This window comes from Hymenobacter translucens (assembly GCF_020685205.1).
In the GTDB taxonomy this organism is placed as follows: domain Bacteria; phylum Bacteroidota; class Bacteroidia; order Cytophagales; family Hymenobacteraceae; genus Hymenobacter; species Hymenobacter translucens.
Map to the genome: position 1 here is coordinate 639649 of NZ_JAJERB010000003.1, position 25916 is coordinate 665564.

The window sequence follows — 25916 nt, forward strand, 5'->3', positions numbered from 1 at the left end:
CAAACTATCCTCCCCCGAATGAAACGGTGGTGTTTTCAGCGAATTTTCGCCCCTGCGGTACTTTGCCGCAACTCAGCCAGCTACGCTTTCGCAAAAGCCAAATAGTACGGAACCGGCCTGGTCGTGCCGGGGCGGCTAAGCACAGGCGGGCTAGTCGGCCAGGTGGCGCACGTCGAGGAAGCTGCGCACGCTGAACATGCTGCCGGTGTAGTGCAGCTTGTACAGGCAGAGGTTGCGGTGCTCGAACGAGTCCATGCAGCTGAGCGGGTAGTTGAGCAGCTGGCAGAGCAGCACCCGCATGGCCCGCCCGTGCATGCACACCAGCACGGTTTCCTCTTCGGGCCGGCTGCGCAGCACTTCAATAAAGGGCCGCTGCCGCTCCGCCACGTCATCCGGACTTTCGCCCCCGGGCATCCGCAGGTGGGTTTCGCCCCGGCGCCAGGCTTCCAGGATGCCGTGGTACTCCCGGTCTTCCTCAGCCGTCACGTGCGTGCCTTCGCGCACGCCCCAGCTGATTTCGTCGAGGGCGCGGTGCTGCTCGTGGGCAATGCCGGCCGCCAGAAACGGCTGCACCGACTGGTGGGTGCGCACCAGCGTGGAGGTGTGGACTTTATCGAAGGGCAGATGGCCGTATGCCGCGTGAAACCGGGCTGCCTGGGCGTGGCCGGCATCGTTGAGCGGGGCATCAACGCCGCTGCCCTGCACGATGCCGCGCACGTTGAAGTAGGTTTGTCCGTGCCGGATCAGGTATATTTTTTTGACGGCCAATTTCCCGCTAGTTTTGTTTGCCGGTGGTCAAAATAGCGTTTTCAGCGCCACTCTGTCGTTTTTTCTGTTCAAAGATACCATATGAACCCCGCCCCTCCCACTTCGCCCGACCTTGCCCAGCTCAATGCCTGGTGCCGCAACACACTGGGTGAGCACCTGGGAATGGAAATCACGGAGGTCGGGGACCGTCTGCTGAAAGGCCGCATGCCGGTCGACCACCGCACCCACCAGCCGATGGGCCTGCTGCACGGCGGGGCCTCGGTGGCCCTGGCCGAGACGCTGGGCAGCATCGGCGCCATGCTGCAAGTGGATGCGCAGAAGCAGGCCTGCGTAGGGCTGGAAATCAATGCCAACCACATCAAAGGCGTCCGCTCCGGCTACGTCGTGGGGGAGGCCCGGGCCGTGCACGTGGGCCGCACCACCCAGGTCTGGGAAATCCGCATCACCCATGAGGAAACCGACGCGCTGGTGTGCATCAGCCGCATTACCATGGCCGTCATCGACCTGCCGGCCGGCCCGGCGCCGAGGGCATGACCGAGCCCGTGCTGATGCCCTGGCCTGGCTCCGCTCCTGCCCCGCTCACCCAGATCCGGCAGCTGCTGGCGTTTGCCCTACACGCGGGCCTGCCGGTAGCCTTGTGGCGCCTGCCCGGCGCCGCCTCCCCCCAGCTGTGTATGAGCTTGTCGGCCGACGCCGCGCTGACGGGACTGTCCCCGGCGCTGGAGCCCGGCGCCCCGGCCGGCTTTGCCTTTTTCCCCTTCCGCGACTCCGACCACAACCCCGCCCTCTTTCTGCCCGCCGACGTGCTCTTGGACCTGAGCCGGCCCGGAGAGCTGCAGTTTGCCCACCAGCCCAGCAGTGCGGCCCGGCTGGAGGCGCTGCATGCTTACCTGGCTTCGGCCCCCAACGCGGTGGACCCGCTGCGCTGGCACGAAAGCCCCCAGACCCCGCCCCACTGCGCTACCCGGGCGGAGTACGAGGCGCTGGTAGCCGACGGCGTGGCGGCTATCGAGCAGGGTCAGGTACTGAAGGTGGTCAGCTCCCGGGCCACGCGGCGGCCCCTGCCCCCGGGGTTCGACGCCCTGGCCGCTTTCGAGCAGCTGCTGACGCTCTTTCCCCGGGCATTTGTGTCGTTGGTGAGCGCGCCGGGCGCCGGTACCTGGCTGGGCGCTACGCCCGAGGTGCTGGTGGAAGTGGATGCCGACGGCGTGTTCCGCACCATGGCCCTGGCCGGCACCCAGCCCCTGACGCCGGGTCTGAGTCCGCGGACGGCCATCTGGCGGCAGAAGGACATTGAGGAACAGGCCCTGGTGGCCCGCTACATCGTGAGCTGCTTTAAGCAGCTGCGGCTGCGGGAGTACGAGGAAACTGGCCCCCGCACCGTGGAAGCCGGCCAGCTGCTGCACCTGCGCACCGACTTCGCCGTGAACCTGCGCCAGGTGCCCTTCCCGACCCTGGCTACCGACATGCTGCGCCTGCTGCACCCGACTTCGGCGGTGGGCGGCATGCCCCGCGAGGCGGCCCTGCGGTTTCTGCACCAGCGCGAAGGCTACGACCGCGCCTACTACAGTGGCTTCCTGGGCCCCGTGAACCTGCCCCAGGCCGGGCAGTCCCGGCTGTTTGTAAACCTGCGCTGCCTGCAGCTGCGGCGGGAGGAAGCGGTACTCTACGCCGGCACTGGCCTCACCATCGACTCCGAGCCGGAAAGGGAATGGCGGGAAACCGAGCTGAAAATGCAGACCATCGGCTCGGTGCTGGAAGCCAGGTAACTCGCATTTTTAGCACAACTGCTCAAAATGTCATCCTGAGCCTGCGAAGGACCTTACCACCCCAGAACGAGTCGTTGCTACTTCAATCGTTCTAACGCCAGTCGTCCAAACCGGATAAGGTCCTTCGCAAGCTCAGGATGACAGCTGGTTAATTTGGACAGAAATATTTGCTTTAGGACTTGTCAGACGACTGCTTCCAACTTTTTACTAGGTGAAGCCCAACCGGTGCAGTCACTGCTCAAGCCAAACATTTGTCGTCCTTTCCGGCTTTCTTCCCGTTCGCCTCGCCCGCCGGTGCGTAAACCGGTACCGACTTTTTCGTTTCTCATGTCGCTGCAGTCCGTTCACAACATCGCCGAAATCTGCGCCCAGCTGGGCATTACCGACGTGGTTTTGTCGCCGGGCTCCCGCTGCGCGCCGCTTACCCTGGCCTTTGCCCGCCACCCCCGAATCACGGTGCGCACGGTGCCCGACGAGCGGGCCGCCGCCTTTATCGGACTTGGTATTGCCCAGGCCCAAAAGCGGGCAGTGGCTTTGGTCTGCACCTCCGGCACTGCGGGCCTGAACTACGCCCCTGCCGTAGCCGAAGCCTATTTCCAGCACATTCCCCTTGTCGTGTTCACCGCCGACCGTCCCCCGGAGTGGATTGACCAGCTCGACGGGCAGACCATCCGCCAAGCCGATCTGTACGGCGCCCACGCGAAGGGAACGTTTACTTTTCCCGCTGACCTCACCCATGCCGATGCCCAGTGGCACTCGACCCGGCTGGTATCGGAAGCCATCAACCTGGCTCAGCAGTTTCCGGCCGGACCAGTGCAGATCAACGTGCCGCTGCGGGAGCCGTTTTACCCCAAGGCCGGGGAAGCGCTGCGCTACGAGCCGGTAAAGGTGATCCGGGAGGAAGCCGGGCAGCGGGTTTTGCCGGGTCCGGAGCTGGTGACCTTGCGCCATGCGCTCCGGCAAACGCCCCGGGTACTCGTGGTAGCCGGTCAGCACCCGCACGACGATGGCCTGCTACTGGCCTTGCGGCAGTTCACGGCCGCTTATCAGATTCCCGTCGTGGGCGACGTCATTGCCAACGTGCACCAGCCCACCGGCCACAGCTTCGACCAGCGCACGGCGCCCATCGGGCACCAGGACGTGTTTTTGTCGGTACCCGGACTGAAGGCGCCCCTTCGCCCCGATCTGCTCATTACCTTCGGGCAGTCCCTGATTTCCAAGGCCCTGAAGCTCTACCTGCGCGAGGCGGCCCCGGCCCAGCACTGGCACATCCAGGCGGCCGGGCCGGTAGCCGACACGTTCAAGAGCCTGACCCGCATCATCCGCGTCGACCCAGCCTGGCTGTTTGAGCAGCTCGTCGCCACCGACAATGCTCCCTTAGGCGGGTCGATTTCGGCGGAAGACACCGCTGCGGCAGAATCGGAATACGTCAGCCCGGCAGGCACAGAGGTGGCTTCTACCGCCGCTACTCCGGCCGACCGTCCGGTTTCCGGCGCGCCGGCCCGGCTGACGTGGCCCGCCCTGGGCCGGGGCCTGAGCGAGCAGGAAGCAAAGGCCAAAACCGGCTACGCCACGCCCTGGTACAAAGCCGAAAGCTGGGCCAAAGGCTTCTTACAGGAATTCCTAGGGCAAGCGGATCAGCCGTTCAACGAGTTTAGCGGCTTTCACCAGGTTTTGCAGCTCCTGCCCGACCACGCCGCGCTGCACCTGGCCAACAGCATGGCGGTGCGCTACGCCAACATTATCGGCCTGCCCGGCAACCGCCGGATCGAGGTGTTTGCCAACCGCGGCACCAGCGGCATCGACGGCTGCAACTCCACCGCCGTGGGCGCCGCCCTGGCCCAGCCCGACCGGCCAGTAGTGTTGCTGACCGGGGACGTGGCTTTCTTCTACGACCGCAACGCCTTCTGGCACAACTACCCCGTGCCGAATCTGCGGGTGGTGCTCTTCAACAACCACGGCGGGGGCATCTTCCGCATGATTGATGGCCCGCGCCAGCAGCCCGAGCTGGAGGAGTTTTTCGAGACCCGCCAGCCCCTGACGGCCGAGAATACCGCCCGGGACTTCGGGCTGCGCTACCTGCCGGTTTCCTCCTTTGCGGAGCTGAAATCGGCGCTACCCACTTTCTTTGCACCCGGCGGCGCGGCTTTGCTGGAAGTATTTACCGACAGCCAAACCAACGCCGCGTTTTTTGAGCACTACCGCGCTGCGGTGCGTAGTGCCCTTTGAGCGCAAGGTTTCGCGAGGTAGAGCAAGGCCTCGCGAAGCCGACGCTGATTTTTTAGTTGTTCGTTGTCAGTTGTTTGTTGTCAGAACAACTTTCCCGGACAACTGACAACAAACAACGAACAACTGAATAACCCCACGCTTATGGCCGACCAAATCAACTGGACACCGATCAAGGAATTCCGCGAAATCCTGTTCTCCTTTCACGAGGGCATCGCCAAAATCAGCATCAACCGTCCCCAGGTTCACAACGCCTTCACCCCGCTCACGGTGGAGGAAATGATTGAGGCGATGGACATCTGCCGGCAGCGCACCGACATCGGCGTGGTCATCCTGACCGGCGAAGGCGGCAAGGCCTTCTGCTCGGGCGGCGACCAGAGCGTGCGCGGACACGGGGGCTACGTGGGCGAGGACACCGTGCCCCGCCTGAACGTGCTCGACCTGCAAAAGCAGATCCGCTCGATACCCAAGCCCGTCATTGCCATGGTGGCCGGCTGGGCCATTGGGGGCGGGCACGTGCTGCACGTGGTCTGCGACCTGAGCATTGCCGCTGAAAATGCCCGCTTCGGGCAGACCGGCCCGAAAGTCGGCTCGTTTGACGGAGGCTTCGGCGCCTCGTACCTGGCCCGGGTAGTGGGGCAGAAAAAGGCCCGCGAAATCTGGTTTCTGTGCGACCAGTACGACGCCCAGGAAGCCCTCGACATGGGCCTCGTGAACAAGGTGGTGCCGCTGGAAAAGCTCGAGGCAACCACCGTGGCCTGGTGCCGCAAGATTCTGGAGAAAAGCCCGCTGGCGCTGCGCATGCTCAAGTCGTCGTTTAATGCCGAGCTGGACGGGCAGGCCGGTATCCAGGAGCTGGCCGGCAACGCGACCCTGCTCTACTACCTGAGCGAGGAAGCCAAGGAAGGCCGCAATGCCTTTATCGAAAAGCGCAAGCCCGACTTCGACAAGTATCCCAAGTTCCCGTAAGCCGTTGCGGTAGCTCTGTAGACAAGCTGCCCGCCCTACATGGGCGGGCTGCTCTGTTTTCCGGCTAACAAAATGCTGCTAACCTGGTAGTAGTTACGTTCATCCCGACCAGCATTATGATGAAATTCATCCTGATTCTCCTGCTAAGCCTGCCGACCGCCGCGGCCTATGCCCAGCAGGGCACGACTAGCTCGATTAACTCGCCCGACGCCGGGAAAAAGACGATGGTAGTTGACGCCTCCTGCGGTCAGTGCAGGCTGGGGCTGCCGGGCCAAAGCTGCGACCTGGCCGTGCGCCTCGACGGCAAGGCCTACTTCGTGGACGGCACCACGGTTGACTCCCACGGCGACGCGCACGCCCCCGACGGGCTTTGCCAGACGATTCGCAAGGCCGAGGTGCAGGGCGAGTTGGTAGACAATCGGTTCAAGGCTACCTATTTCCGGCTGCTGCCGGATGCGGTAAAGGCAAAGTAGCACGGGCGCGACGCCAGCGCCAGGTAGCAGTCGAATTGATGGCGCATACTTGCGTACCAGGGCTTGGTGGCCTTTCTTGGCAGCTGGCGGCCATTGCAGGTCTCTCACCGCGTACGCTTCGCGGCCACAAATCAATTTGGCATGAAGACCTATTTCGTCGACTCCTTTACAAACCAGAAGTTCAAAGGAAATCCGGCTGCCGTTTGTATCGTTAAGCAGAAACTGGACAGCGCAACGATGCAAAGCATAGCGACTGAAATCGGGTTTTCAGAAACTGCATTTATCAGACCGCAGGCGGAGGGTTTCTACGGCATCCGATTTTACACGCCCAAGCAGGAGATTCCGCTGTGTGGCCACGCTACGCTGGCTTCCTCAAAAATTCTCTTCGACACGACAAGTCTGGAAGAAATCAGCTTCCTGAACACGGAAGGCGTTGAGCTGCAGATCACGAAGCGGGAAGGGAAGATCGTCATGCAGTTTCCGGTTTACGATACCCAGGAAACAGAGGTACCGCAACCGATGCTGGATGCCCTTGGTATCGTTGAAGCCCTTGACTGCCGGTACAGCCCCAAAAACAAGATTATCTTGCTTCAGATTGCCGACACCGCCCGGCTGGCCCGGTTACGGCCGGACTTTCCCGCGTTAGTGGCTTCCTACAGTGGCATCAACGGGGTGCTGATTACCGCCCGGTCCCCCGACGATGAATTCGACTTTCATTACCGGTATTTCTGGCCCTGGGCGGGCACAAATGAAGACCCCGTAACCGGCGGAGTACAAACTTTCCTGACGAAGTACTGGGCACTGAAGCTCAACAAGAGCCGGCTGAGAGCCTTCCAGTCTTCGCACAGAACCGGCATGATGACAACCGAGCTGCTGGCGGACAAGGTCCTGATTTACGGCGAAGCGGTGGTTACGTTTGAAGGACAGTTCAAAGCATAGTCAGCCGGCCTTGCCCCTCGGTTAACGAAAAATCTAAACCGGCTACGTCAGAACAGAGAGCCCGAGGTCCCGGTAAAAGGCGTATCCCGGCAGGAGCTGATCTACAGGGTTGACAACGCCCTCCGCGTTGCAGACGAGTCGCTTGCCAGCCCGGATCAACGTGCTCTCGCTGATGAGTTTCCGGTTTTAGGTTTGGTGAAAGAGACGTCTGTGAGGTGCCTGCTGGCGCATCTGTTGACTGGTCTCTCCTTCACCTGGGGCACATCATTAATAAGCGAAAACTGCCTGCCCCCCGGACATTCGCCTGCCGCAGGCGGGTGGCAGGGGCAGCAGCAGTAGGCCGCTACCCGACTTTATCCGGCTTGAAATCAGGCCGAACCGGCTTTGCCCAGCTTTCCCGCGGGAGCTTCGTATGCCGTTCTGGTTGTATCCTTGAATCTTTGCCCCGCGCCATTCCGCTTTTCCGTATGTCCACGCCCCTGCTGCCCACCTCCCTTCTCCTCAACGGCAATGAATTCCACTATGCCGACCTGCGGAAGTACCCTTACCGCAGTCCGGTGGAGGTGAACGGGTACGAAGCCAAGGTGCTGGACTTCTGCCGGCAGTGGCTGAACGGGGCGCTGGAGTTCAGCCACCGCACGTCCGGCTCCACCGGGGCGCCCCAGCTGATCCGGATGCGGCGGCGGCAGCTTGAAGCCAGTGCCCGTCGCACCGGCGACTATTTCGACCTGGGCCCCGGCGACCGGTCCCTGGTGTGTCTGAACTGCGAGTTTATCGGCGGCCAGATGATGCTGGTGCGGGGACTGGCGCTGAACATGCACCTGACCATCGTGGAGCCCCACGCCGACCCCCTGGCGCTGGTGCCGCCCGAAGCGGAATTTACGTTTGCCTCCTTCGTGCCCCTGCAGCTGCGGGCGGTGCTGACGGCCGGGCACGCCGAGCGCCTTAATCAGATGAAGGCTATTATGGTGGGTGGAGCGCCCGTTGAAAGCAGCCTGGAGCGCGCCCTGCAGGTGCTGACCGTGCCGGTGTACCAGACCTACGGCATGACGGAAACGGCCTCCCACATTGCCCTGCGCCGCCTCAACGGTCCGGACGCCTCGCCCCACTACCGGGTGCTGCCCGGCATCAAAATCGGACAGGACGACCGGGGTTGCCTCACGGTGCGCGCCGACGTCACCGACGACAAGCTTATTACTACGAATGACCGGATCCGGCTTATCGATGCCCATACCTTCGAGTGGCTGGGCCGGGCCGACTTCGTGATTAACTCCGGGGGCGTGAAAGTGCAGGCCGAAAAAGTAGAGCAGGTGCTGGAAGTGGCCCTGGCCGAGCTGGGGATGCCTGACCGGCGGGCCTTCGTGGCGGGCCGCCCCGATGCCCGCCTGGGCGAGCAGGTAACGGCGTTTATCGAAGGACAGCCCCTGAAGGAAACCCAGGCCCAGCAGCTGAAGGTGCTGCTGGACCAGCGCCTGGAGCGTTACGAGCGGCCCAGGGAGCTGGTGTACGTGCCCCAGTTCCGCACCACTGCTTCCGGCAAGCTCGACCGCCTCACGACCATTCGCTCAATCGCCAAAGCCCCCCGGTGGACGGGCAACCACTAGTCGGGCAGGGGGTACGGGCTCCGGGGACATACTACCGGTACCGGCCCTCCGTTTCGCTTCCCTGCCCGGGCTGGCCGGCCGGAGCCAACGTCTGCCCCGGAAATGCGTACTCACGGTCCGCAACCCCGTGCCGGCCGGTACCGGACGGCAGCTAACTTGTTTTCAGTCAAGAGTGTAAAAAAAGCCGTTGCTTTGCATTCCACCTTGCTCCACCCTCTGTTTCTATTCCCTGTTGCCTTTCATGATTAAAACAACAAGCACGGCCACGGCACTATTGGTGGCCGCTCAGCTGCTGGGCGCCTGTGCCCGCTCCGCTAACCCGGCCGAAAGCAGCCCGGTGGCCACGAGCTCGGCCGAAAGCATGAATGCCGGCGCTGTTTCGGCCGCTGCTGCCCCCGCCCCGGCAGCCGAAGCAGCCCAGGACCCCGCCAAGCCATTTCAGGTGGTAAGTGAGCAGTTTGCCGACCTGCGCGTGCTGCGCTACCAGGTTCCCGGCTTCGAAACGCTGGAGCCCCGGCAGAAAGAGCTGCTTTACTACCTCTACGAAGCGGCCCTGAGCGGGCGCGACATTGCTTACGACCAGAACTACAAGTATAACCTGCGGGTGCGCCGCACCCTGGAAGCCATCTGGGCTGCCAATCAGGAAAAGCTCGGCAGCACGTCGAACTCCCAGCTGATCGACCAGGCCAACAAGCTGAATGTGTACACCAAGCGGGTGTGGTTTTCCAACGGCATTCACCACCACTACTCCACCCGCAAATTTGTGCCGGAGTGCACCATGGACTACTTCCGGGACCTGGTGAAAAGCGTGGATTCGAGCACCCTGCCGCTGGAGTCGGGCGAGTCGGTAGGCTCGTTCCTGACCACGATGCTTCCTATCATCTTCGACCCCAACATTGCCGCCAAGCGCGTTAATCAGACGGCCGGGCAGGATCTGCTCACGACTTCAGCCAACAACTACTACTCCGGCGTGACCCAGAAGGAAGCCGAGGAGTTCTACGCCAAGAAAATCAACAAGGCCGACCTGCGCCCCATTTCCCACGGCCTCAACTCCCGGCTGGTAAAAGACCAGCAGGGACGCATCTCGGAGCGGGTCTGGAAGGTGGGCGGCCTGTATGGCGGCGCGCTGACGCAGGTCGTCTACTGGCTGGGCAAGGCGGTGGACGTGGCCGAGAATGCCCAGCAGCGGGCCGCGCTGAGCAAGCTGATTAAGTTTTACACTACCGGCGACCTGAAAACCTGGGACGAGTACAACGTGGCCTGGGTGCGCGACACGCAGTCGCGCACCGACGTGGTAAACGGCTTCATTGAGACGTACGGCGACCCGCTGGGCTACCGCGCCGCCTACGAGTCGGTGGTATCGTTCAAGGACATCGAAGCCAGCAAGCGGATCAAGGCCATCGGCGACCAGGCGCAGTGGTTTGAGGACAACTCGCCCATTTTGCCGGCGCACAAAAAGAAAAACGTGGTGGGCATCACCGCCAAGGTTATTACTGTGGTGGTAGAAGCTGGTGACGCGGCCCCGTCCACGCCCATCGGCATCAACCTGCCCAACGCCACCTGGATTCGCAAGGAGCACGGCTCGAAGTCGGTCAACCTGGGCAACATCGTGGAGGCCAACGGCAAGGCCGACGCGGGCGGCATGCTCGACGAGTTTGCGTTTTCCGACGAGGAAAAGCAGCGCGCCCGCAAGCACGCCGGCCTGGCCGGCAAGCTGCACACCGACATGCACGAGGTAATCGGGCACGCCTCGGGTCAGATCAACAAAGGCGTGGGCACTACCAAGGAAACCCTGAAAAGCTACAACTCTGCCATCGAGGAAGGCCGCGCCGACCTGGTAGCCCTCTACTACCTGATGGACCCCAAGCTGGTGCAGCTGGGCGTGATGCCCTCCCTGGAAGTAGGCAAAACCCAGTACGACAGCTATATCCGCAACGGCCTGATGGCCCAGCTGACCCGCCTGCCCCTAGGCGAATCCATCGAGGAAGCCCACATGCGCAACCGGCAGATGGTGGCCAAGTGGGCGTACGAGAAAGGCCAGAAGGACAAGGTGATTGAAAAGGTAGTGCGCGACGGCAAAACCTTTTTCCGCGTCAACGACTACGCCCGCCTGCGGGTGCTGTTCGGACAGCTGCTGCGCGAAACCCAGCGCATCACCAGTGAGGGCGACTACAACGCGGCCAAAAACCTGATTGAAACCTACGGTGTGAAAGTAGACCCCGTGCTGCACAAGGAAGTGCTGGCCCGCTACCAGAAGCTCAACATCGCACCCTACGCCGGCTTTATTCAGCCCCGCCTGGTGCCGGTAGAGCGCGAGGGTAAAATCGTGGACGTGCGCGTGGAATACCCTTCCGACTTTGCTCAGCAGATGCTGGACTACGGCCGTAAGTACAAGTACCTGCCCAACGTGAACTAGACTCGTTGTTAGTTGCTGATTGTTGATTGCGGATTGTTTCAGGTCGTATCAGAACGACCAACCATACCCTCCCAGCAATCAACAATCAGCATTAACAATCAGCAACCTTCCCCCTTATGAAAAAACTTCTCCTCCCTGCCCTGCTGACCGGCCTGCTGGCGTTCCCCGCCCTGAGCTTCGCGCAGACAACCAATGGCACCAGCCCGCGCTACGAGTACTGCGAGCTGCTCAAGACCGACAACCTGCTCAACCCGACCAACACCAAGGGCAGTGACATCTACGTGGACTTTGGCTTCGGCTTCGAGAAGTTCAGCGACAGTGACATGGCCAAGCGCGAGGTCGGAAAAATCGAGGTCCTGAGCACCCCGCTGAGCACGCTCAACTACATGGGCAAGCTGGGCTGGGAAGTGGTGCAGATCTACTCCCTGCCCAACGGCAACAAAAACCAGCAGACCACCCACATTATGCTGCGCCGCCTGACCACGGCCTCCGGACCGCGCTAGCAATCGGCCTTTATCGGGTTACCCACCACGCCAGCCTCTTTTCCGGAAGGGCTGGCGTTTTGCGTTTGGAGCGGGCGGTTTCGTTAATTGCCGTAAGGCTGATCGAGGCCCTGCTGGCTGAACAGCCGCTGCCGACCGCGCACCACTTTGTACAGGTCGCCGAGAAAGAGCTTGGCCCGGCCGTAGAAGATGGGTCCGTTGAGCTCCCGTTGCAGCTCGCCGGAGACGAACACGGGCTGCCGCCAGCCCAGCCCGGCCCCCACGGCAAACCACCGAAACGCCCGCACGTGGCTCGATACCGAGGGCTCCAGCAGCCAGATGACGGTCTTTTCGGAGTTGGTCCGGCTGCCGTCGGGCAGAATGTAGCGGGAAAAGTGGGTGCCCACGCCTACCTGTAGCGGTAGGCTAACCTCCCAGCGGGGCGTACCCACCAGCACGTATTCGCCGAAGCCCACCACGTAGCGCAGCCGGTCTTCGGCCACCGAACCGGTCGGCAGCTCGGCCGGCACCGGACGCACTGCCGGGATGCCGCTGCTCATCAGGTAGCCGCCGGCCCCGGCCCGCCACCGGCCCCGCCATTCCAGCCCAAGCTTGAGCCCGTAGATGCCCACAAGCCGGTGCGTGAGAATAGAGTAGCGGTTGTCAAACTGAAACACCGGCCGGCGGTGGGGCTGCCACACCCGGCTGGTATCATCGTCGGGAACCAGGCCGAGCCGGCCACCGGTAGCCATGGCGTGGCCAGCCCCGGCCAGCAGGGAAGCAACTAAAACAAGCCGGAGTAGCAGGGCACGCACGAACTACGCCTACGCATGGCGGCAAGGGAGGTTGGTGGCAGCAGTGCCGCTTAGTGGGGATTAGGGGTCGGATGACCCCGGGGGAACAGCTGGTCGGGGCAAGGCCAGGACCCCGGGGGTGCCGGCGTTAAGACCAGCTCCTTCTTCTAGCGTCGGCACATTCCCAGGTCAGCTCACCCCGCTCCGGCTACGGTTCACCCCGGCAGGGCTCCGCTTCGCCTGGTTTTGGGTAGGCCCCGCCTGGCCGTCAGCCTACTTTTAGGTCCTCTCTACTGCTGGTTATGACTTCGCTGACTCCCGACTTTCTGTTTTCGCTGGCTGGTGCCCTGGCCACGCTGGGCTGGGTGCTGCTGGTGCTGCTGCCCCGCTGGCTAGGCACGCGGCGGCTGGTGCTGAGCGGCGCGCTGCCCCTGCTGCTGGCGCTGCTGTACCTGCTGCTCATTGGCTGGCACTACCTGAGCCCGGCGGGCGGCACCGGCGGGTTTAACTCGCTGAGCGAGGTGGCGGCGCTGTTCCGCGACCCGTGGGCGTTGCTGGCGGGCTGGGTGCACTACCTCTGCTTCGACCTCGCGGTGGGAGCCTGGCAGGTGCGCGACGCCCAGCGCCGGGGCCTGCCCCACATGCTGCTGGTGCCGGCCCTGCTGCTCACTTTCCTGCTCGGTCCCATCGGGCTGCTGCTTTACTGCGGACTACGAACCTTCTTCAACCCGGCCGGCCGCGTGACGACGGCCGCCTGATCCTTGCAAAATCCAATCACGCTTAACGCCTTGCCTTATGAAAACGCTTGAGCTTTCCCTGGCCCAGTCCCCGGCTTCGATTGAAGCTGATCCGCCATCCGGTCTGCGCAGCTGGCTGCTGGTTTTGCACCGCTGCAACCCGGCACTGTCGTGGGGCGGGTGGGTGCACGTGCCCCTGCTGCTGGCCGCGCTCCTGCTGCTGCCCTTCGACGACCGAACCGTAACCGGCCTGAACGTGTGGATCAAGCCTATCAAGTTTGCGCTGGCCGGCATTGTCTTTCTCTGGAGCCTGGCCTGGCTGCTGGCCGACCTGCCGGGGGCCGCCCAGCGGGCCGTCCGCTGGATCAGCCGGGGCGTAGCGCTGAGCATGGTAGTCGAGATTGTCTGCATTTTCATTCAGGCGGCCCGGGGCACCACGTCGCACTTCAACCTGGGCTCGGCCTTCGACGGGATGATCTTCGGCGTAATGGGCATTTTCATTACGCTGAGCACTGGTCTGCTGCTTTGGGCGCTGGTGCTGATGTTGCGCTACCGGCCCTTTGGCCCGGCTGCCTACGTGTGGGGAATGCGCCTGGGCTTGCTGCTGTTTCTGGTGGGCAGCGCCGTGGGCAGCAGCATGGTCAGCCGGATGGGCCACACCGTGGGAGCCCCTGACGGCGGCCCCGGCCTGCCCGTTCTGGGCTGGAGCACCCGCTACGGCGACCTGCGGGCCGCACACTTCCTGGGTTTGCACGCCCTGCAGGTTCTGCCTCTGGCGGGCTGGCTACTGGCGCGCTGGCGGCCCAACCTCACCCGCTCCGCGCAAACCCTGGCTATTTTCCTGTTCGCACTGCTGTACGCCGGGGCAGTGGGGTTGCTTTACTGGCGCGCCGTGTCCGGCCTGCCCCTGCTGGCGCTGCGCTAGGTCAGGGAGCGGCCGCCCGCTTACGCTAGCCCGCCCACCGGCCTTTCCGGATGCCCCATGTAAAAGTGGCCGGAGCAGTCAGCCTTTCAGTCAACCGTAATTCCTAACCTTGTGCCCATGTCACAACTGCCAGTCGTTACCGCCAGCCCCCTGCCCGTAAACAGTGCGCTCCGACTCGCCCACCCCCGGGCCGGCTACGTGGATGCCTACCGGGTGAAATGCTCCGGCGTGGACTCGGCGGAAGCCGCTGGCCGGCAGCTGTTCGGCAGCTCGCCAGCCTGGGTCGGCGCCCTGATGCGCCTGCGCGACACCCTGGTTCGCCCGTTCGGCCTGCGTACGTATCCGGCAGATAAAGCGGTCCTCCCCAGCGCAGCCCTGCTTCCGAATGCCATCGTGGGGCCTTTTCGGGTCTATTCCGTTAGCCAGCAGGAAGTAGTGCTGGGGCAGAACGACCGGCACCTTGACTTTCGGGTGTCGGTACTGGTGGAGGGCACCGAGGTAGTGGTTTCAACGGCCGTATGGTTTCACAACTGGTTCGGAACCCTGTATTTTGCGCTCGTCCGGCTTTTTCACCACCTGGTGGTACCGGCTCTGCTGCGCCACTCGTTCCGGACGTCGTCTCCTTCTGCCTGATCTTTCCAGCTTCTATTCGTTTCTTCTACCAAGCCATGCTTTTTATTTCGCGCCCCCTGCTCTTCCTCTTCGGACTGCTTTTTGCCCTGCACCTGTCCTTTCCCTCCGCGGCCCAAAGGAAAGGTGCGCTAACCAACGGCACCCCGGCGGTTACCACGGCCGACGGGGTAAGCCTGTACGTTAAAATCTCCGGTTCGGGGCTGCCCTGCGTGCTGGTGCCGGGCGGACCGGGCGCCGGCACCTACGCCTACGAGGCCCTGGCGGGCAAGCCCCTGGAGGAAAAGCTGCAGATGATTTACCTCGACCCGCGCGGCAGCGGCCGCTCGGCCAGCGACCCTAAAAAAGACTACTCCCTGGAGCGGCAGGTGCAGGACCTGGAAGAAGTGCGCCAGCAGCTCCGCCTCGACAAGTGGGTGGTGATGGCGCACTCGTTTGGCGGAATCGTGGCTACGGCCTACGCCAAAAAGCACCCCGAGCGGGTACAGGCCCTGATTCTATCGAACTGCATCCTGAACCTGCCCGCCACGATGGAGACGTTTACGACCTATGGCTACGGCGTGCTGCCCGCCGCCACCCGCCCGCCCCTGGACCCGGCCACGCCCCTGCCCCAGCGCTGGGGAATGGTAATGGGCCTGCTGCACCAGCAGGGTCTCTACAACAAGGTGCAGTACGCCCACGACTCGACCGCCGCGCGCGTGGGCCGGGCTACGAAAGGCACAACGCGCAACCAGGAGTTCGGCAGCCTCGTGTTCCGCTCGCCCGGCGCCTACGTGGCCGACCAGACCGAGGGCACGGCCGGCCTGACCATGCCCGTGCTGGTGCTGACGGGCAAGGAGGACTACATCACCGGGCCCGACCACTACAAGTCTTTCCGGTTTGCCCGGCAGCAGGTGGTGGTGCTGCCCGGCCGGCACTACCCGATGCTGGAAAACCCCACGGAGTTTAATCAGGCCGTGCGGACCTTTATCAGCAAGCTGCCGCGCAAAGCGTAAACTTCCTTTTCCGCCGCTTCGCCTTTTCCCGGCCCGCCATGAACGACCGTCGCCTGCGCCTGCTGGGCATTCCGCTGCTGTCGGTGCTGATTGTGCTGCTTTCCCTGCCGGGCCAGGCTCATCCGCTCCGGGCGGGCATGGTGCTGCTGCAGTTTACCATTTCGCTGTTGTTCACCCTGGTGCTGTGGCTGGGCAACCGGGCGCTGTGGGGCGTACTGCTGCAGCGGTTTCCGGGCGTGGAGCAGACGGCCCGCCGGCTGTGGTGGCTGGTCGGGGCCTGCCTGCTGTATACCAGCGTGGCCACCCTGGCCCTGGTGGTGCTGCTTCATCAGCTGATGCCGGCCTATTTCTCACTGACGCCCCGGTTTCTGTTCAACCAGATTGCCTTCGACCTTATTCCGACCCTGATTGTGCAGCTGATCTACGAAAGCCGGCACTTCTTCGGGCAGTGGGAGCACAACCTGCGCCGGGCCGAGCAGCTCAGCCGGGCCGGGGTGCAAAGTCAGCTCGAGGCCCTGCAGAACCAGCTCGACCCGCACTTTCTGTTTAACAGCCTCAACACCCTCTCCGCGCTAATCGACGCCCAGAACGAGCCGGCCCAGCAGTTTGTGGAGCAGCTGGCCGACGTGTACCGCTACGTGCTGGAAAGCCGGAACCAGCCCACGGTGCCCCTGGCCGAGGAGCTGGCCTTCGTGGATGCCTACCTGGCCCTGCAGAAGGTTCGGTTTCGCGACAACCTGCGGGTGGAGCAGCACGTTCCGGCGGCGCTGCTCCGCCACCGGGTGGCGCCCCTGAGCGTGCAGGTGCTGGTGGAAAACGCGCTTAAGCACAACGTAGTGAGCCGGGAGCACCCGTTGTCGGTCAGCATTACGGCCGAGGACGGGTTTCTGCGGGTGCAGAACTCGTTTCGGCCCCGGGCCAGTGGCCTCGGCGCCAGCACGGGCCTGGGCTTGCAGAATACCGTGCACCGCTACGAGCTGCTGCAGGCGCCGCACCCCGTCCGCATCGAAGCCGCTGCGGCCACCTTCACCGTCTGGCTGCCCCTGCTCCCGGCCTAGGCTGGTTGTTGGTTGTTGGTTGTTGGTTGTTGGTTGTTGGTTGTTGGTTGTTGGTTGTTTAAGGAAAATAGCGGCGGATTCCCTTAAATCAATTCTTAATTGAAACCCATGACCGTCCTGCTGCTGGAAGATGAGTACCCCGCCGCCGAGCGGCTGCAGCGGCTGCTCAGCCAGGCCGCCCCCGACGCTCAGGTGGTAGCCACCCTCGACAGCGTGGCCGGCGCGGTAGCCTGGCTGACCTCGCACCCGGCTCCGGACCTTATCATCTCCGACATCCAGCTGGCCGACGGCCTGAGCCTCGATGTATTCGACCAGGTGCTGGTGCCCAGCCCGGTTATCTTCGCCACGGCCTACGATGCCTACGCCCTGCGCGCCTTTAAAGCCAACAGCGTCGACTACCTGCTCAAGCCCGTGAAGCTGGCCGAGTTGACGGCAGCTTTGCGCAAGCTCGCCGAGTGGCGTACGCCCCAGGCGCCGGCCCAGCGTCTGGAAACCCTGCGCGACAGTCTGCCCCGGCCCGAGCGCCAGTTTAAAAACCGGTTTCTGGTACGCAGCGGGGAGCAGCTGCTACCGCTCCCGGTAAGCCAGGTGGCGTGGTTCCAGAGCCGGCACGAAGTCACGACCCTGGTGGCTACCGATGGTCGCCGCTTTGTGGTCGACTACCCGCTCGAACAGCTCGAGCAGCTGCTGAGCCCCGAGCAGTTTTTCCGGCTCAACCGGCAGTTCATTGCCCACCTGCAGGCCGTGCAGCGCCTGCACCCCCACTTCAACGGAAAGCTCAAGCTCGACCTCACCCCCGCGCCCAGCGAAGACGTGCTGGTCAGCCGCGAAAAAGCCGGGGCGTTTAAAACCTGGCTGGAAGGAAGCTAATACACTGACGCTGGATGAGCAGTGTGTAAGAAATGGTGAGCGGGGCCGGGAGCTGATGAAGCTGGATAGGAAAGTTTCCTGTTCCGCGCATTAAAGCTCAACCCAGCAGCACGTTGCTCACAGTAGCACCTTCAAGCCTTACCGGTCCAGCCAGGCGCGGAAGGAGGCTACCTTTTCCCGGCTGACCAGCACGTCGCCCTCGGGCGCGGGGGGCGAAAGCACGGTTTTCAGGCGGGAGTTGGTGAAGTGAATGATGTCCTGGATGGCATCCTGGTGCACGAGGTACGCCCGGTTGACCCGGAAGAAGTGACGGGGGTCCAGCAGCTTTTCCAGCTGCTCCAGCGTCTGGTCGACCACGAAGCGACGGTTCTCGCGGGTCTGCACGAAGGTGGCTTTCTCGAGGCTGAAGAAGTAGCTGATGTTCTCGACCGGAATGATCTTCAGGTGCTCGCCCACCTTTACCACGAACTGCTTTTTGTACTGTTTCTGGGGCTGAAGCTGCTGCAGCACCTGAGTCAGCAAAGCCGGGTCGAAGGCCGGGGCCGGCGCCGTGGGAGCCGAGGCCCGCAAGGCCCGCAGCTTGTCGACGGCTCCCTGCAGCTCCTGCTCGTCGATGGGCTTGAGCAGGTAGTCGATGCTGTTCACTTTGAACGCACGCAGGGCGTAGGCATCGTAGGCCGTGGTGAAGATAACCGGGCAGCGCACCTCCACCCGATCAAACAGCTCAAAGCTCAGTCCGTCCGCCAGGTGAATATCGAGAAACAGCACGTCCGGCCGTTCGGCAGCCCCCTGGAGCAACGCCACGGCGGCTTCCACCGAGTCGGCGGTGCCGCGCACGTCCACGGGTGGGTACTGCCGGCGCAGCAGGTCGGTAAGCCGTCGTGCGGCCAGGGGCTCGTCTTCGATAACGTAGGCTGTCATTCCGATCGAATGGGGAACAGGGGGTTGCGCTGACAAAGGTGGGGAATATGGCGGATTGCTACTCTTTGGCACGAAAACCCCTCTCCATCGAGTTCACGAAACTCATCTCCCATCGCGTTTATTGAACTTTGATTTCGTGAACGAGTTTTTTGAACTCAAACTGAACCGTAGCGGGCTTTTGGTAGTCTTGTGAGCACCCCTTGGCAGCAGTTCACTCAAAGGAGGGTTTGTTTTTATAGACCTTTGCCGGTAAGTCCTGCTTCGCTATAATAGATCACCCTATGCCTACTCGTTTGTGCTTACGCGTGCTTCTGCACCTCATTCTGATTGTCACTTGCACATATTGTGGCCCAACTATCAGCGAAGAAGAACGGCAGGCTGCTGAGCAGTTGCATGACGACACCATTGACGTCACGTCATTTGACATCGAGCGGGAAAACAGCCCGGCGCTGGCAAAATGGACAGCAGTGGAAGCTGGCCGGGAAATAATCTGTACCCCGCCTGGCTGGACGCCTCACCGAGAGGATGGAACGCTCGTCATCCTTGCGCCTGATAACGCCGATAGTACGGAGCGGATCAGCTTCACTCGCTTTGAGAAAGATACACCTTCGTTGGACTATCCAGCCCTGGCTCAGCAACTAATAAATGCACCCTTTCCCGGCTTCCAGCTGGCAGAAGGGGATACAGTCAAGAAGCTGATGTTTCAGCATGATTTCGCCGTCGAACGAGATGTAAGCTTACGTGCTAAGGGCCGGGACTTTCACGCCTATTGCTTAGTGTATGTGAATGATCGTAACCTGTACCACTTCCGCATCATTTTGGCGAAGAGCCGATTAAAAGCCTATCAAGGCGACCTCATCGACGACATTGTCGGAAATCTACAGATCGATCGAAAGCACCTGATGAGGAATGACAACCCCTTACAACAGGTCATCTATCTAACAGGTCATCTTAACTAAGTCAACCATACATGTAATAGCGTAATGACTGCTGGGAGATACGGCACTTAGCGGCAATGCTTGTAGGGGATAGGACTAGTTCAGGAAAACGGTGGAATAGCTAAACCTAACGCTATCCTCACATCAGACTTAATACCGGCAAGGTCACGGTAAACTCGGTATCGGTGCGCGCCACGCGCACGGGCTCGTCGGTAAGGTGGGCATAGCGGGCCGTCAGGTTGGGCAGCCCGATTCCCAGCGACTCTTCGGGGCCCAGGCGGCGGGGGCGCAAGGTGTTCTGGACGCTCAGGGTCTGGGCCTCCGGGTCGAGGGTGATGCGCAGGTGCAGGGGCTGATCGACGCTGGCGGCATTGTGCTTGAGGGCATTTTCCAGCAGCAGCTGCAGGCTCAAAGGCGGCACGACGCAGTTAGCCGGCACGGCGGCCGGGTCGGGCAACTCGGTGCGCAGGGCCTCGCCATAGCGGATGTTCTGCAGAAACAGGTAGGACCGGGCAAACTCCAGCTCGTCGGCCAGGGGCACCACCTCGCGCTGCCGGGCGTCGAGCACGTAGCGGTACACCTGGGAAAGCTGCCGGATAAAGCGCACCGCCAGCTGGGGCTCTTCTTCCACGAGCGACGTCAGCGCGTTCAGGGCGTTGAACATGAAGTGCGGGTCGAGCTGCTGGCGCAGGGACTCGGCCTCAGCCTGGGCTTTTTCCTTTTGCAGCCGCTCGTTGCTTACCACGGCCTCCCGCCAGCCCAGCAGAAACGAGCGGCTGTGCATGAACATCGAAATCAGGGCCGTGATAACCAGTGGAAACACGTAGCCCTGCACGTAGGGGGCCGTGAACAGCACCGCCGGACTCTTGCCCCGGTACAGCACAAACCCCAGCCGTACCAGGAAGATAACCACCAGGGAGCCGCCCAGCGACACCAGTACCGTGAGCACCAGACGCTTGCCGGGCGACTGCTTCCAGCGCACGTATTTGTCGAGCCAGTCCACGGAGTAGCCGTTGGCCAGCCAGAGCCCGCAGGTGTAGATCGTGGTTAGGGTAAAGCTCAGCAGCAGCTCCCGTGGGCTGCTCAGGCACTCCAGGCAGGTGAGCAGCGTCATCGTCACGGACACGCCCAGCAATATCAGCCCCACTTTCAGCCAGGGACGCAAAGCGCGGAGCGGCGGCATCGTGGGAGCGTGTCGGGCAGGCATGGAGCAGGAATCAGGAGGTAGGGCCGGCATGGGAAGACGGGCAAGATACGGTCTGGATACAGGAGTCAGGAGCCGGAAGCCTGGAGAAAGCAAGTTGGTAAAACACGCCTCCCGGGATCAGGCGGCGCGTTTGACCCGGCTCCGACTCCTGGCTCGTTATTTCGCCGCCTGGGCTTCGTAGGATTTCAGACGGCTCAGCACCTGCCGCTCGCCCCAGGCGGGCAGCAGCGGGCTGGCGGGCCGGGCGGCGGCGAAGCGGACCTTGGCTTCCTCGAAAACCGGCTTGGCCACGTCGGCCCCGCCCCCGAACATCTTGGGCATAAAGTACAGCTGGTTGCCCTGCACCAGGTAGATGCGCGGGTTGGCCGGGTTCAGTTTTTTGGCCTGGTCCAGGGCTTCCTTGATCTGGGGCGAATACTTGCCCGAGCGAGCCATCGGGTTGATGCCCAGCCGCGCCTGGTGGATGTAGGCCTGCAGCACCAGCAGCTCCGACTCGTCGCCCTTCAGCTTGCGGGCCTGGGCCAGCGAAGCCTCGGCCTGGTCCAGGTTTTTGTCTTTCACGTCACTGCTTTCCTTACCTTGGAAGGTGGCTATGAGCAGGGCGTAGGCGCGGTGGTAGGCGGGCAGCCAGTCGGCGGGAGCGGCGGCGCTGGCCCGCTCAAACTTGCTGGCCAGTTCCTTTAACTGCACCGGGTCGCCGGTGCGGTACAGCTCCTTGACGGCTGCGGCCATCAGGTCGGTGTAGCCGGCCGGAGCAGCGCTAGGGGCAGTGGCCGGGGTGGTTTGCTGGGCGGTGGCCGAAAGGGAGGCACAGGCCAGGGCGAGGAAAAGCAGGGTCTTTTTCATGGAAGTTGGAAAGAGGTTGATGGGGAAAGGAAGACGGGGGTTGGCGTGATGATGCAAAGGTGGGCGGCGGCGCGGGCGGCGGAAAGTTTAGGTTGCCGAAGCGTCAGATCAGGCGGATGAAGCGTAGGGGCCGCTACTCCGGAGCTTCGTCGGTATTGGCGGGGCGCTTCTTGTTGATGGACACCATCACGCCCACGAACACCAAGCGCGGCGCGGAGGGCAGCACGGCCACGCTGGCGTACTTGCCGTCGGCCCCGGGCGTGGGCGCGTAGCGGTGGCCGAACACGTTCTGCCGGCCCAGCACGTTGGAGCACGACACGTGCACGATGGTGAAGTTTTTCCACAGCGTGGTCACGTAGCTGGCGTTCAGGCTGACGTCCTGGAAGCTGGGCAGGCGGCCCTGGTTGTAGCCGGCCCGGTTGGGGTCGTGGTAGGCGCGCGGACTGTTGTAGGTGTAGGTCGCGCCGAACAGCGTGTGCAGGCGGGGCACCCAGTACTTGCCGACCACGCTCAGGTTGTGGCGGGCGGCAAAGGTGGGCACGGCCCGCACCGGGTCGAGGTGCTGTTGCCGCCGGGTGTCCAGAAAGCCGTAGCTGATCCAGTAGTCGCCGTTTTTCACCGTCTTCTTGTCCCGCCACAGCACGTCCACGCCCCGGGCGTAGCCGCTGCCCCCGCTCCGGTAGCTGGCCGGGTCGTAGGGCGTCAGGGCGCTGGCGGGCGGGCTCACGTCGAAGCGCACGAGCTGGGCGTAGCTTTTGGCGTAGGCTTCCAGGCGCAGCGTGCGGTTGTCGTGGCTGCGCAGGTAGGTGAGCTGCACGTGCTGGGCTTGCTCAAACCGGAGCTGTCCGGGATGAGCGGCGCGCAGCAGAATGTCGGTGCCGGGCGTCTGATAGAAATAGCCCCAGGCCCCGGAAAGCTGGTTTTGCTCGTTTAGCTGATATGCCAGGGCCAGGCGGGGCGCCACGTTCCAGCGGCCGAGCACGGCCGAGTACTCGGCCCGCCCCCCTACCCGGCCTACGAGCTGGTTGCTGAAGGAGATGTCGGACTCGGCAAAGCCGGCCAGGCGCTGCTCCCCGAACTGAAACACCGTGTCGCGCGGCACGGCCAGGTAGCGCTGCTCGTTGCCCTGCGCCAGACCTTCAAGACCCAGCTTCAGGTTCCAGTAGGCGCTGGCCGAGTCGTTGATAAGCACCAGCCGGCCCACAACCGACTGCTCCAGGTCCCGGCGGGTCTGCTCCCGACCGGCTCCCGACTGCGCATCGCAGGTCGTCACGCTGGCCGACTGCACGTCGCGGGTGGCGGCCACGCCACTCTGCACCGACCAGCCCCGGTAGAGCGGGCTGCGGAAGGTGGCATTCAGGTAAGCATTGCGGGAAAGCAGGGCCACGGGCAGGTTGGCGGAGGACCCCGCTTCGGCCTGACGGGCCCCGATGCGCTGCTGCGTTACGGCGCCGTAGGTTTTGAGCATGCCCATGTCGCCGGTTTTCTGCCGGAAGGCCACCGACCCGCCCACCGTCTCAAATCCGGTCAGCATACGCTGGGACACCAGCCCGATGTAGGGCCGCATGTTGGTGTAGTCGCCCGTTACGGCCACCGAGGACCGCTCGTAGCGCTGCTGGTGCGACAAGCTCAGCATACCCAGGGAGAAAACGGAGATGCCCGTCTGCGTTTCCTCCACCAGATCCGAGGAGTTCAGGGCCACGATGGCCGACAGCGCCTGTCCGTACTCGGCCGAGTAGCCCCCGGTGCTGAAAGCCATGCCCTTGAACAGCATCGGCGAAAACCGCCCCCGGGCCGGCATGCCCGACACCGTAGCGTTGTAGGGCGACTGCAGCGGCACGCCGTCGAGGTACTGCCGGGTTTCGCCGGCGGCCCCGCCCCGCACGAACAGCTTGCCTTCCTCCCCGTTGCGCGTGGTGCCCGGCATGGTGTTGAACGCCCCGGCCACGTCGGCCGAAGCCCCGGCCGTCGTGACCACGTCGCGGGCGTTGAACACGGTGCTGCGCCGACTGTCGCTGGCCTCGAACGTGCCGGAGGTGATGACCACATCGCCCAGCTGGTTGCGCACGGGCTTCAGCACCAGGGCCAGGTGCCGGGCGGTGCCGTTAAGCTCCACGGGCTGCTCCAGGGGCTGGAAGCCCAGCAGCGTCACGACCAGCGGCAGGGTGCCGGTCTGCCGGGTGCTGAACCGAAACCGGCCGAGCGTATCGGTGCTGGCCCCGTCGAACGTGGTTTTCAGGAACACGTTCACGCCTGGCAGCGGGTGGCCCGCGGCGTCGCGCACGGTGCCGCTGAGCGTAGTGGAGGTTTGGGCGGCGGCGGGCCGCAGGGCCGTCAGCGCCAGCAGCAGGGAAAGGAAAAGGTGTTTCATCGGGGTAGCAGCGAAGTGATGATCAAAAGTCACCGGCTGCCGCCCGCGCTGAAACTAAAGGTTGCCGAACCGTCGGATCAGGAGGATGAAGTGTAAAGTCGTCCGAGCGTGGCGGCCGCCCGTACCTTTGCCGGCCTCACGCAAACCCTGCCGCCATGCCGCTTACCTGGACTACCAAACCTTACTCCGACCTTACCGTGCCCGAGCTCTACGCCCTGCTGCAGCTGCGCAGTGAGGTGTTTGTGGTGGAGCAGACCTGCGCTTTTCAGGATATGGACGGGCTCGACGAAAAGGCCGACCACCTGCTGGGCTACGCGGAAACCGGGCAACTGGCTGCCTATGCCCGCCTGTTCGGCCCGGGGCTGAGCTACGGGCAGGTCAGCATCGGCCGGGTCGTGACGAGTCCGGCGTTCCGGCGGTTCGGCTACGGGCGGGAGCTGCTGCGCCGTTCCCTGGCGGAGTGCGAGCGGCTGTATGGCGCCCAGCCCATCAAAATCGGGGCCCAGCTGTACCTGAAGGCTTTTTACGAAAGCTTCGGCTTTGCTCAGCTCGGGGAAGGCTACCTGGAAGACGGCATTCCCCACATCTACATGCTGCGGGCCTGACCTCCGCCCCGGTTCCGGCCGGCCTATCTTTCGTTGTGCTTACAACTTCCTTTATCCGGCTACCAGCTATGCCTGCTTTGATACTTCGCCTGGGCAGTGCCGCCGCCCTTTTGCTGCTCGGCGCAACTTCCCTCCTGGCCCAAACCGCGGATCCGGCCCCAAGTGGCTCCCGTACGACGATAACGCGCCGGGCGGTGGGCCCACGCTATACCAACGATAAAATCGATGCCTTCGTGGACGGGCACCCGACTTCAGCCAACGTGCTGGGCTTGTTCAAGCCCGAGGAAATCGTGATGACCTCGCCCCGCTCGGCAAACCAGAGCATGGAGCGGATGACCATGAAGATTGAGGTCAAGGACAAGAGCCACGTCATGCTGCGCTACTTTGCCAACAAGGCCCGCCTGTATTACAAAGGCAAGTACTACGACCACAACGTTATTCCCGGCATCAACTCCGCCCGGGTCGACCGGCTCAAATATGTCGCCGACGAAGCGCTGGGCGACTACGTGGAGGTGATTCTGTACGGGGAAGAGTACGTGGCCAGCAGGCCCCATGCGTTTCGGGCGCCGGGCGGTAAAATCCAGTACTACGACGTGGACGGCACGCTCTATTCGCTCCAGGAGTTTAAGGCCCTGCGCCTAAAAGCCGGCGGCACCCGCACCCTGATTTCGGGCAAGGAAGCCGCCGACAAGTACGGAAACCCGAAGTACGCCACGGGCGTGATGGTCATCAAAACCAGATAGCCCGGCTGCTTCTGAGTCTAGGGACGAACGGGGACGGGAAACTTCACAAACATCCGCTGAATGCCTTCGTCGATGCGCTGGGCCACTTTTTCGGGGTCCTTCGACAGCGTGCTGCTGGCCACGCCCTGCCACACCCGCTCGTTGCGGGCGGCATCCACTACCTCCACCGTGGCGGTGCCTTCCTCGTAGCGGCCTACCACCACATCCTCGCTTTTCCAGTGGTAGTTGCGCTGCCCCATGTAGCGGGGCGCGTCCTGGAAGTTGGTTTGGCGGGTCTGGACCCGCTCCTGGGTTACCACCCCGATGTTCACCCACAGGTCGGGCTTCTCGGAACGGCGGTAGCCCCGGCTTTCCAGCTCCCGGCTCACGGCCGCCTTGAGCTCGTCGATGCCGGTGCCGGGAGCCAGGTAAAAGGCCTCGTTGCGGGCGGCGGCATCCATAAAGTTGTAGGTGCGGTAGGCGGTGAAGTCAACCCCCGGCGCCTGCTCCGCCGACTTCACACGCACTGGCGAGCAGGCCGCCGCCAGGGCCAGCAGCAGGAACAAAAAAGACGTTTTCACAGGATTTAGCATTGCAGTATCAGGTTAGATAAGGAGGATAGCCGGACGGGTCATTTGCAGAACTGCCGCT

The 25916-nt window shown here is 63.1% G+C and carries 25 protein-coding genes; 18 read left to right on the top strand and 7 right to left on the bottom strand.

Annotation, left to right across the window (positions count from 1 at the left end; translation table 11 throughout):
• Positions 1-150: 150 nt before the first annotated feature.
• Entirely contained in the window at positions 151-768 is a 618-nt protein-coding gene (locus LJY25_RS09830) for a histidine phosphatase family protein (protein ID WP_227608151.1), read from the bottom strand.
• Positions 769-849: 81 nt separating this feature from the next.
• Here LJY25_RS09830 and LJY25_RS09835 point away from each other — a divergent pair, with 81 nt between their 5' ends.
• The 9 genes from LJY25_RS09835 to LJY25_RS09875 all read left to right on the top strand — a co-directional run bounded on the left by LJY25_RS09835 (position 850) and on the right by LJY25_RS09875 (position 11667).
• On the top strand, positions 850-1302 hold the full coding sequence (locus LJY25_RS09835) for a hotdog fold thioesterase (protein ID WP_227608152.1): 453 nt from the start codon (positions 850-852) through the stop codon (positions 1300-1302).
• Positions 1299-2537, top strand: coding sequence for a chorismate-binding protein (locus LJY25_RS09840; protein ID WP_227608153.1), 1239 nt, complete (start codon positions 1299-1301; stop codon positions 2535-2537). The genes LJY25_RS09835 and LJY25_RS09840 overlap by 4 nt, the downstream gene beginning before the upstream one ends.
• Before the next feature lie 327 nt (positions 2538-2864).
• On the top strand, positions 2865-4766 hold the full coding sequence (menD, locus tag LJY25_RS09845) for a 2-succinyl-5-enolpyruvyl-6-hydroxy-3-cyclohexene-1-carboxylic-acid synthase (RefSeq protein WP_227608154.1): 1902 nt from the start codon (positions 2865-2867) through the stop codon (positions 4764-4766).
• Positions 4767-4907: 141 nt separating this feature from the next.
• The gene (gene menB, locus LJY25_RS09850; protein WP_227608155.1) at positions 4908-5732 is read left to right on the top strand and encodes a 1,4-dihydroxy-2-naphthoyl-CoA synthase; all 825 of its coding nucleotides are present in this window, start codon (positions 4908-4910) and stop codon (positions 5730-5732) included.
• A 116-nt stretch (positions 5733-5848) separates the two neighbouring features.
• Positions 5849-6205, top strand: coding sequence for a DUF6370 family protein (locus LJY25_RS09855; protein ID WP_227608156.1), 357 nt, complete (start codon positions 5849-5851; stop codon positions 6203-6205).
• Between the two features lie 141 nt (positions 6206-6346).
• The gene (locus LJY25_RS09860; protein ID WP_227608157.1) at positions 6347-7144 is read left to right on the top strand and encodes a PhzF family phenazine biosynthesis protein; all 798 of its coding nucleotides are present in this window, start codon (positions 6347-6349) and stop codon (positions 7142-7144) included.
• 467 nt (positions 7145-7611) lie between these two features.
• The gene (locus LJY25_RS09865; protein WP_227608158.1) at positions 7612-8748 is read left to right on the top strand and encodes an AMP-binding protein; all 1137 of its coding nucleotides are present in this window, start codon (positions 7612-7614) and stop codon (positions 8746-8748) included.
• 241 nt (positions 8749-8989) lie between these two features.
• On the top strand, positions 8990-11164 hold the full coding sequence (locus LJY25_RS09870) for a dipeptidyl peptidase 3 (protein WP_227608159.1): 2175 nt from the start codon (positions 8990-8992) through the stop codon (positions 11162-11164).
• 116 nt (positions 11165-11280) lie between these two features.
• Positions 11281-11667 (top strand): hypothetical protein, encoded by a 387-nt coding sequence (locus LJY25_RS09875; protein WP_227608160.1) that lies wholly within the window; start codon positions 11281-11283, stop codon positions 11665-11667.
• A gap of 83 nt (positions 11668-11750) precedes the next feature.
• On the opposite strand, the gene LJY25_RS09880 is transcribed toward LJY25_RS09875, so the two are convergent.
• Positions 11751-12461, bottom strand: coding sequence for a hypothetical protein (locus tag LJY25_RS09880; protein WP_227608161.1), 711 nt, complete (start codon positions 12459-12461; stop codon positions 11751-11753).
• Positions 12462-12742: 281 nt separating this feature from the next.
• Here LJY25_RS09880 and LJY25_RS09885 point away from each other — a divergent pair, with 281 nt between their 5' ends.
• The 6 genes from LJY25_RS09885 (at position 12743) to LJY25_RS09910 (ending at position 17655) form a co-directional block, all read left to right on the top strand.
• The gene (locus tag LJY25_RS09885) at positions 12743-13198 is read left to right on the top strand and encodes an ABA4-like family protein (protein WP_227608162.1); all 456 of its coding nucleotides are present in this window, start codon (positions 12743-12745) and stop codon (positions 13196-13198) included.
• Positions 13199-13235: 37 nt separating this feature from the next.
• Positions 13236-14102 carry a hypothetical protein gene (locus tag LJY25_RS09890; RefSeq protein ID WP_227608163.1) on the top strand — a complete coding sequence of 289 codons (867 nt, stop codon included), beginning with the start codon at positions 13236-13238 and terminating at the stop codon, positions 14100-14102.
• Between the two features lie 117 nt (positions 14103-14219).
• On the top strand, positions 14220-14735 hold the full coding sequence (locus LJY25_RS09895; protein WP_227608164.1) for a DUF2867 domain-containing protein: 516 nt from the start codon (positions 14220-14222) through the stop codon (positions 14733-14735).
• Positions 14736-14770: 35 nt separating this feature from the next.
• Complete coding sequence (locus LJY25_RS09900) at positions 14771-15727, top strand: alpha/beta fold hydrolase (protein WP_227608165.1); 957 nt, start codon at positions 14771-14773, stop codon at positions 15725-15727.
• A 38-nt stretch (positions 15728-15765) separates the two neighbouring features.
• Positions 15766-16785, top strand: coding sequence for a sensor histidine kinase (locus tag LJY25_RS09905; RefSeq protein ID WP_227608166.1), 1020 nt, complete (start codon positions 15766-15768; stop codon positions 16783-16785).
• Between the two features lie 108 nt (positions 16786-16893).
• Positions 16894-17655 (top strand): LytR/AlgR family response regulator transcription factor, encoded by a 762-nt coding sequence (locus LJY25_RS09910; RefSeq protein ID WP_227608167.1) that lies wholly within the window; start codon positions 16894-16896, stop codon positions 17653-17655.
• A 138-nt stretch (positions 17656-17793) separates the two neighbouring features.
• Here LJY25_RS09910 and LJY25_RS09915 read toward each other — a convergent pair whose 3' ends face one another.
• Positions 17794-18576 carry a LytR/AlgR family response regulator transcription factor gene (locus tag LJY25_RS09915; protein WP_227608168.1) on the bottom strand — a complete coding sequence of 261 codons (783 nt, stop codon included), beginning with the start codon at positions 18574-18576 and terminating at the stop codon, positions 17794-17796.
• A 305-nt stretch (positions 18577-18881) separates the two neighbouring features.
• Between LJY25_RS09915 and LJY25_RS09920 the strand changes: the two genes are divergently transcribed.
• Positions 18882-19535, top strand: a complete 654-nt coding sequence (locus LJY25_RS09920) for a hypothetical protein (RefSeq protein ID WP_227608169.1) — start codon at positions 18882-18884, stop codon at positions 19533-19535.
• 118 nt (positions 19536-19653) lie between these two features.
• On the opposite strand, the gene LJY25_RS09925 is transcribed toward LJY25_RS09920, so the two are convergent.
• The 3 genes from LJY25_RS09925 to LJY25_RS09935 form a co-directional block, all read right to left on the bottom strand.
• A complete protein-coding gene (locus LJY25_RS09925) occupies positions 19654-20721 on the bottom strand; it encodes a sensor histidine kinase (protein WP_227608170.1) in 1068 nt (355 codons plus the stop codon).
• Between the two features lie 156 nt (positions 20722-20877).
• Entirely contained in the window at positions 20878-21567 is a 690-nt protein-coding gene (locus LJY25_RS09930; RefSeq protein ID WP_227608171.1) for a hypothetical protein, read from the bottom strand.
• Between the two features lie 133 nt (positions 21568-21700).
• The gene (locus tag LJY25_RS09935) at positions 21701-23938 is read right to left on the bottom strand and encodes a TonB-dependent receptor (protein WP_227608172.1); all 2238 of its coding nucleotides are present in this window, start codon (positions 23936-23938) and stop codon (positions 21701-21703) included.
• 155 nt (positions 23939-24093) lie between these two features.
• Here LJY25_RS09935 and LJY25_RS09940 point away from each other — a divergent pair, with 155 nt between their 5' ends.
• Together LJY25_RS09940 and LJY25_RS09945 are read left to right on the top strand one after the other, a co-directional pair.
• Positions 24094-24543, top strand: a complete 450-nt coding sequence (locus tag LJY25_RS09940) for a GNAT family N-acetyltransferase (RefSeq protein WP_227608173.1) — start codon at positions 24094-24096, stop codon at positions 24541-24543.
• A 68-nt stretch (positions 24544-24611) separates the two neighbouring features.
• Positions 24612-25286 (top strand): hypothetical protein, encoded by a 675-nt coding sequence (locus LJY25_RS09945; protein WP_227608174.1) that lies wholly within the window; start codon positions 24612-24614, stop codon positions 25284-25286.
• Positions 25287-25303: 17 nt separating this feature from the next.
• Here LJY25_RS09945 and LJY25_RS09950 read toward each other — a convergent pair whose 3' ends face one another.
• Complete coding sequence (locus tag LJY25_RS09950) at positions 25304-25846, bottom strand: DUF4136 domain-containing protein (RefSeq protein WP_227608175.1); 543 nt, start codon at positions 25844-25846, stop codon at positions 25304-25306.
• Positions 25847-25916 lie beyond the last annotated feature (70 nt).

Coding starts and splice junctions, on each gene's coding strand:
- LJY25_RS09840 (WP_227608153.1), top strand. CDS start 1,299: ATGACCGAGCCCGTGCTGATGCCCTGGCCTGGCTCCGCTCCTGCCCCG.
- LJY25_RS09925 (WP_227608170.1), bottom strand. CDS start 20,721: ATGCCTGCCCGACACGCTCCCACGATGCCGCCGCTCCGCGCTTTGCGT.
- menB (WP_227608155.1), top strand. CDS start 4,908: ATGGCCGACCAAATCAACTGGACACCGATCAAGGAATTCCGCGAAATC.
- LJY25_RS09835 (WP_227608152.1), top strand. CDS start 850: ATGAACCCCGCCCCTCCCACTTCGCCCGACCTTGCCCAGCTCAATGCC.
- LJY25_RS09945 (WP_227608174.1), top strand. CDS start 24,612: ATGCCTGCTTTGATACTTCGCCTGGGCAGTGCCGCCGCCCTTTTGCTG.
- menD (WP_227608154.1), top strand. CDS start 2,865: ATGTCGCTGCAGTCCGTTCACAACATCGCCGAAATCTGCGCCCAGCTG.
- LJY25_RS09895 (WP_227608164.1), top strand. CDS start 14,220: ATGTCACAACTGCCAGTCGTTACCGCCAGCCCCCTGCCCGTAAACAGT.
- LJY25_RS09900 (WP_227608165.1), top strand. CDS start 14,771: ATGCTTTTTATTTCGCGCCCCCTGCTCTTCCTCTTCGGACTGCTTTTT.
- LJY25_RS09860 (WP_227608157.1), top strand. CDS start 6,347: ATGAAGACCTATTTCGTCGACTCCTTTACAAACCAGAAGTTCAAAGGA.
- LJY25_RS09940 (WP_227608173.1), top strand. CDS start 24,094: ATGCCGCTTACCTGGACTACCAAACCTTACTCCGACCTTACCGTGCCC.
- LJY25_RS09885 (WP_227608162.1), top strand. CDS start 12,743: ATGACTTCGCTGACTCCCGACTTTCTGTTTTCGCTGGCTGGTGCCCTG.
- LJY25_RS09865 (WP_227608158.1), top strand. CDS start 7,612: ATGTCCACGCCCCTGCTGCCCACCTCCCTTCTCCTCAACGGCAATGAA.
- LJY25_RS09855 (WP_227608156.1), top strand. CDS start 5,849: ATGATGAAATTCATCCTGATTCTCCTGCTAAGCCTGCCGACCGCCGCG.
- LJY25_RS09875 (WP_227608160.1), top strand. CDS start 11,281: ATGAAAAAACTTCTCCTCCCTGCCCTGCTGACCGGCCTGCTGGCGTTC.
- LJY25_RS09905 (WP_227608166.1), top strand. CDS start 15,766: ATGAACGACCGTCGCCTGCGCCTGCTGGGCATTCCGCTGCTGTCGGTG.
- LJY25_RS09935 (WP_227608172.1), bottom strand. CDS start 23,938: ATGAAACACCTTTTCCTTTCCCTGCTGCTGGCGCTGACGGCCCTGCGG.
- LJY25_RS09870 (WP_227608159.1), top strand. CDS start 8,990: ATGATTAAAACAACAAGCACGGCCACGGCACTATTGGTGGCCGCTCAG.
- LJY25_RS09915 (WP_227608168.1), bottom strand. CDS start 18,576: ATGACAGCCTACGTTATCGAAGACGAGCCCCTGGCCGCACGACGGCTT.
- LJY25_RS09890 (WP_227608163.1), top strand. CDS start 13,236: ATGAAAACGCTTGAGCTTTCCCTGGCCCAGTCCCCGGCTTCGATTGAA.
- LJY25_RS09910 (WP_227608167.1), top strand. CDS start 16,894: ATGACCGTCCTGCTGCTGGAAGATGAGTACCCCGCCGCCGAGCGGCTG.
- LJY25_RS09930 (WP_227608171.1), bottom strand. CDS start 21,567: ATGAAAAAGACCCTGCTTTTCCTCGCCCTGGCCTGTGCCTCCCTTTCG.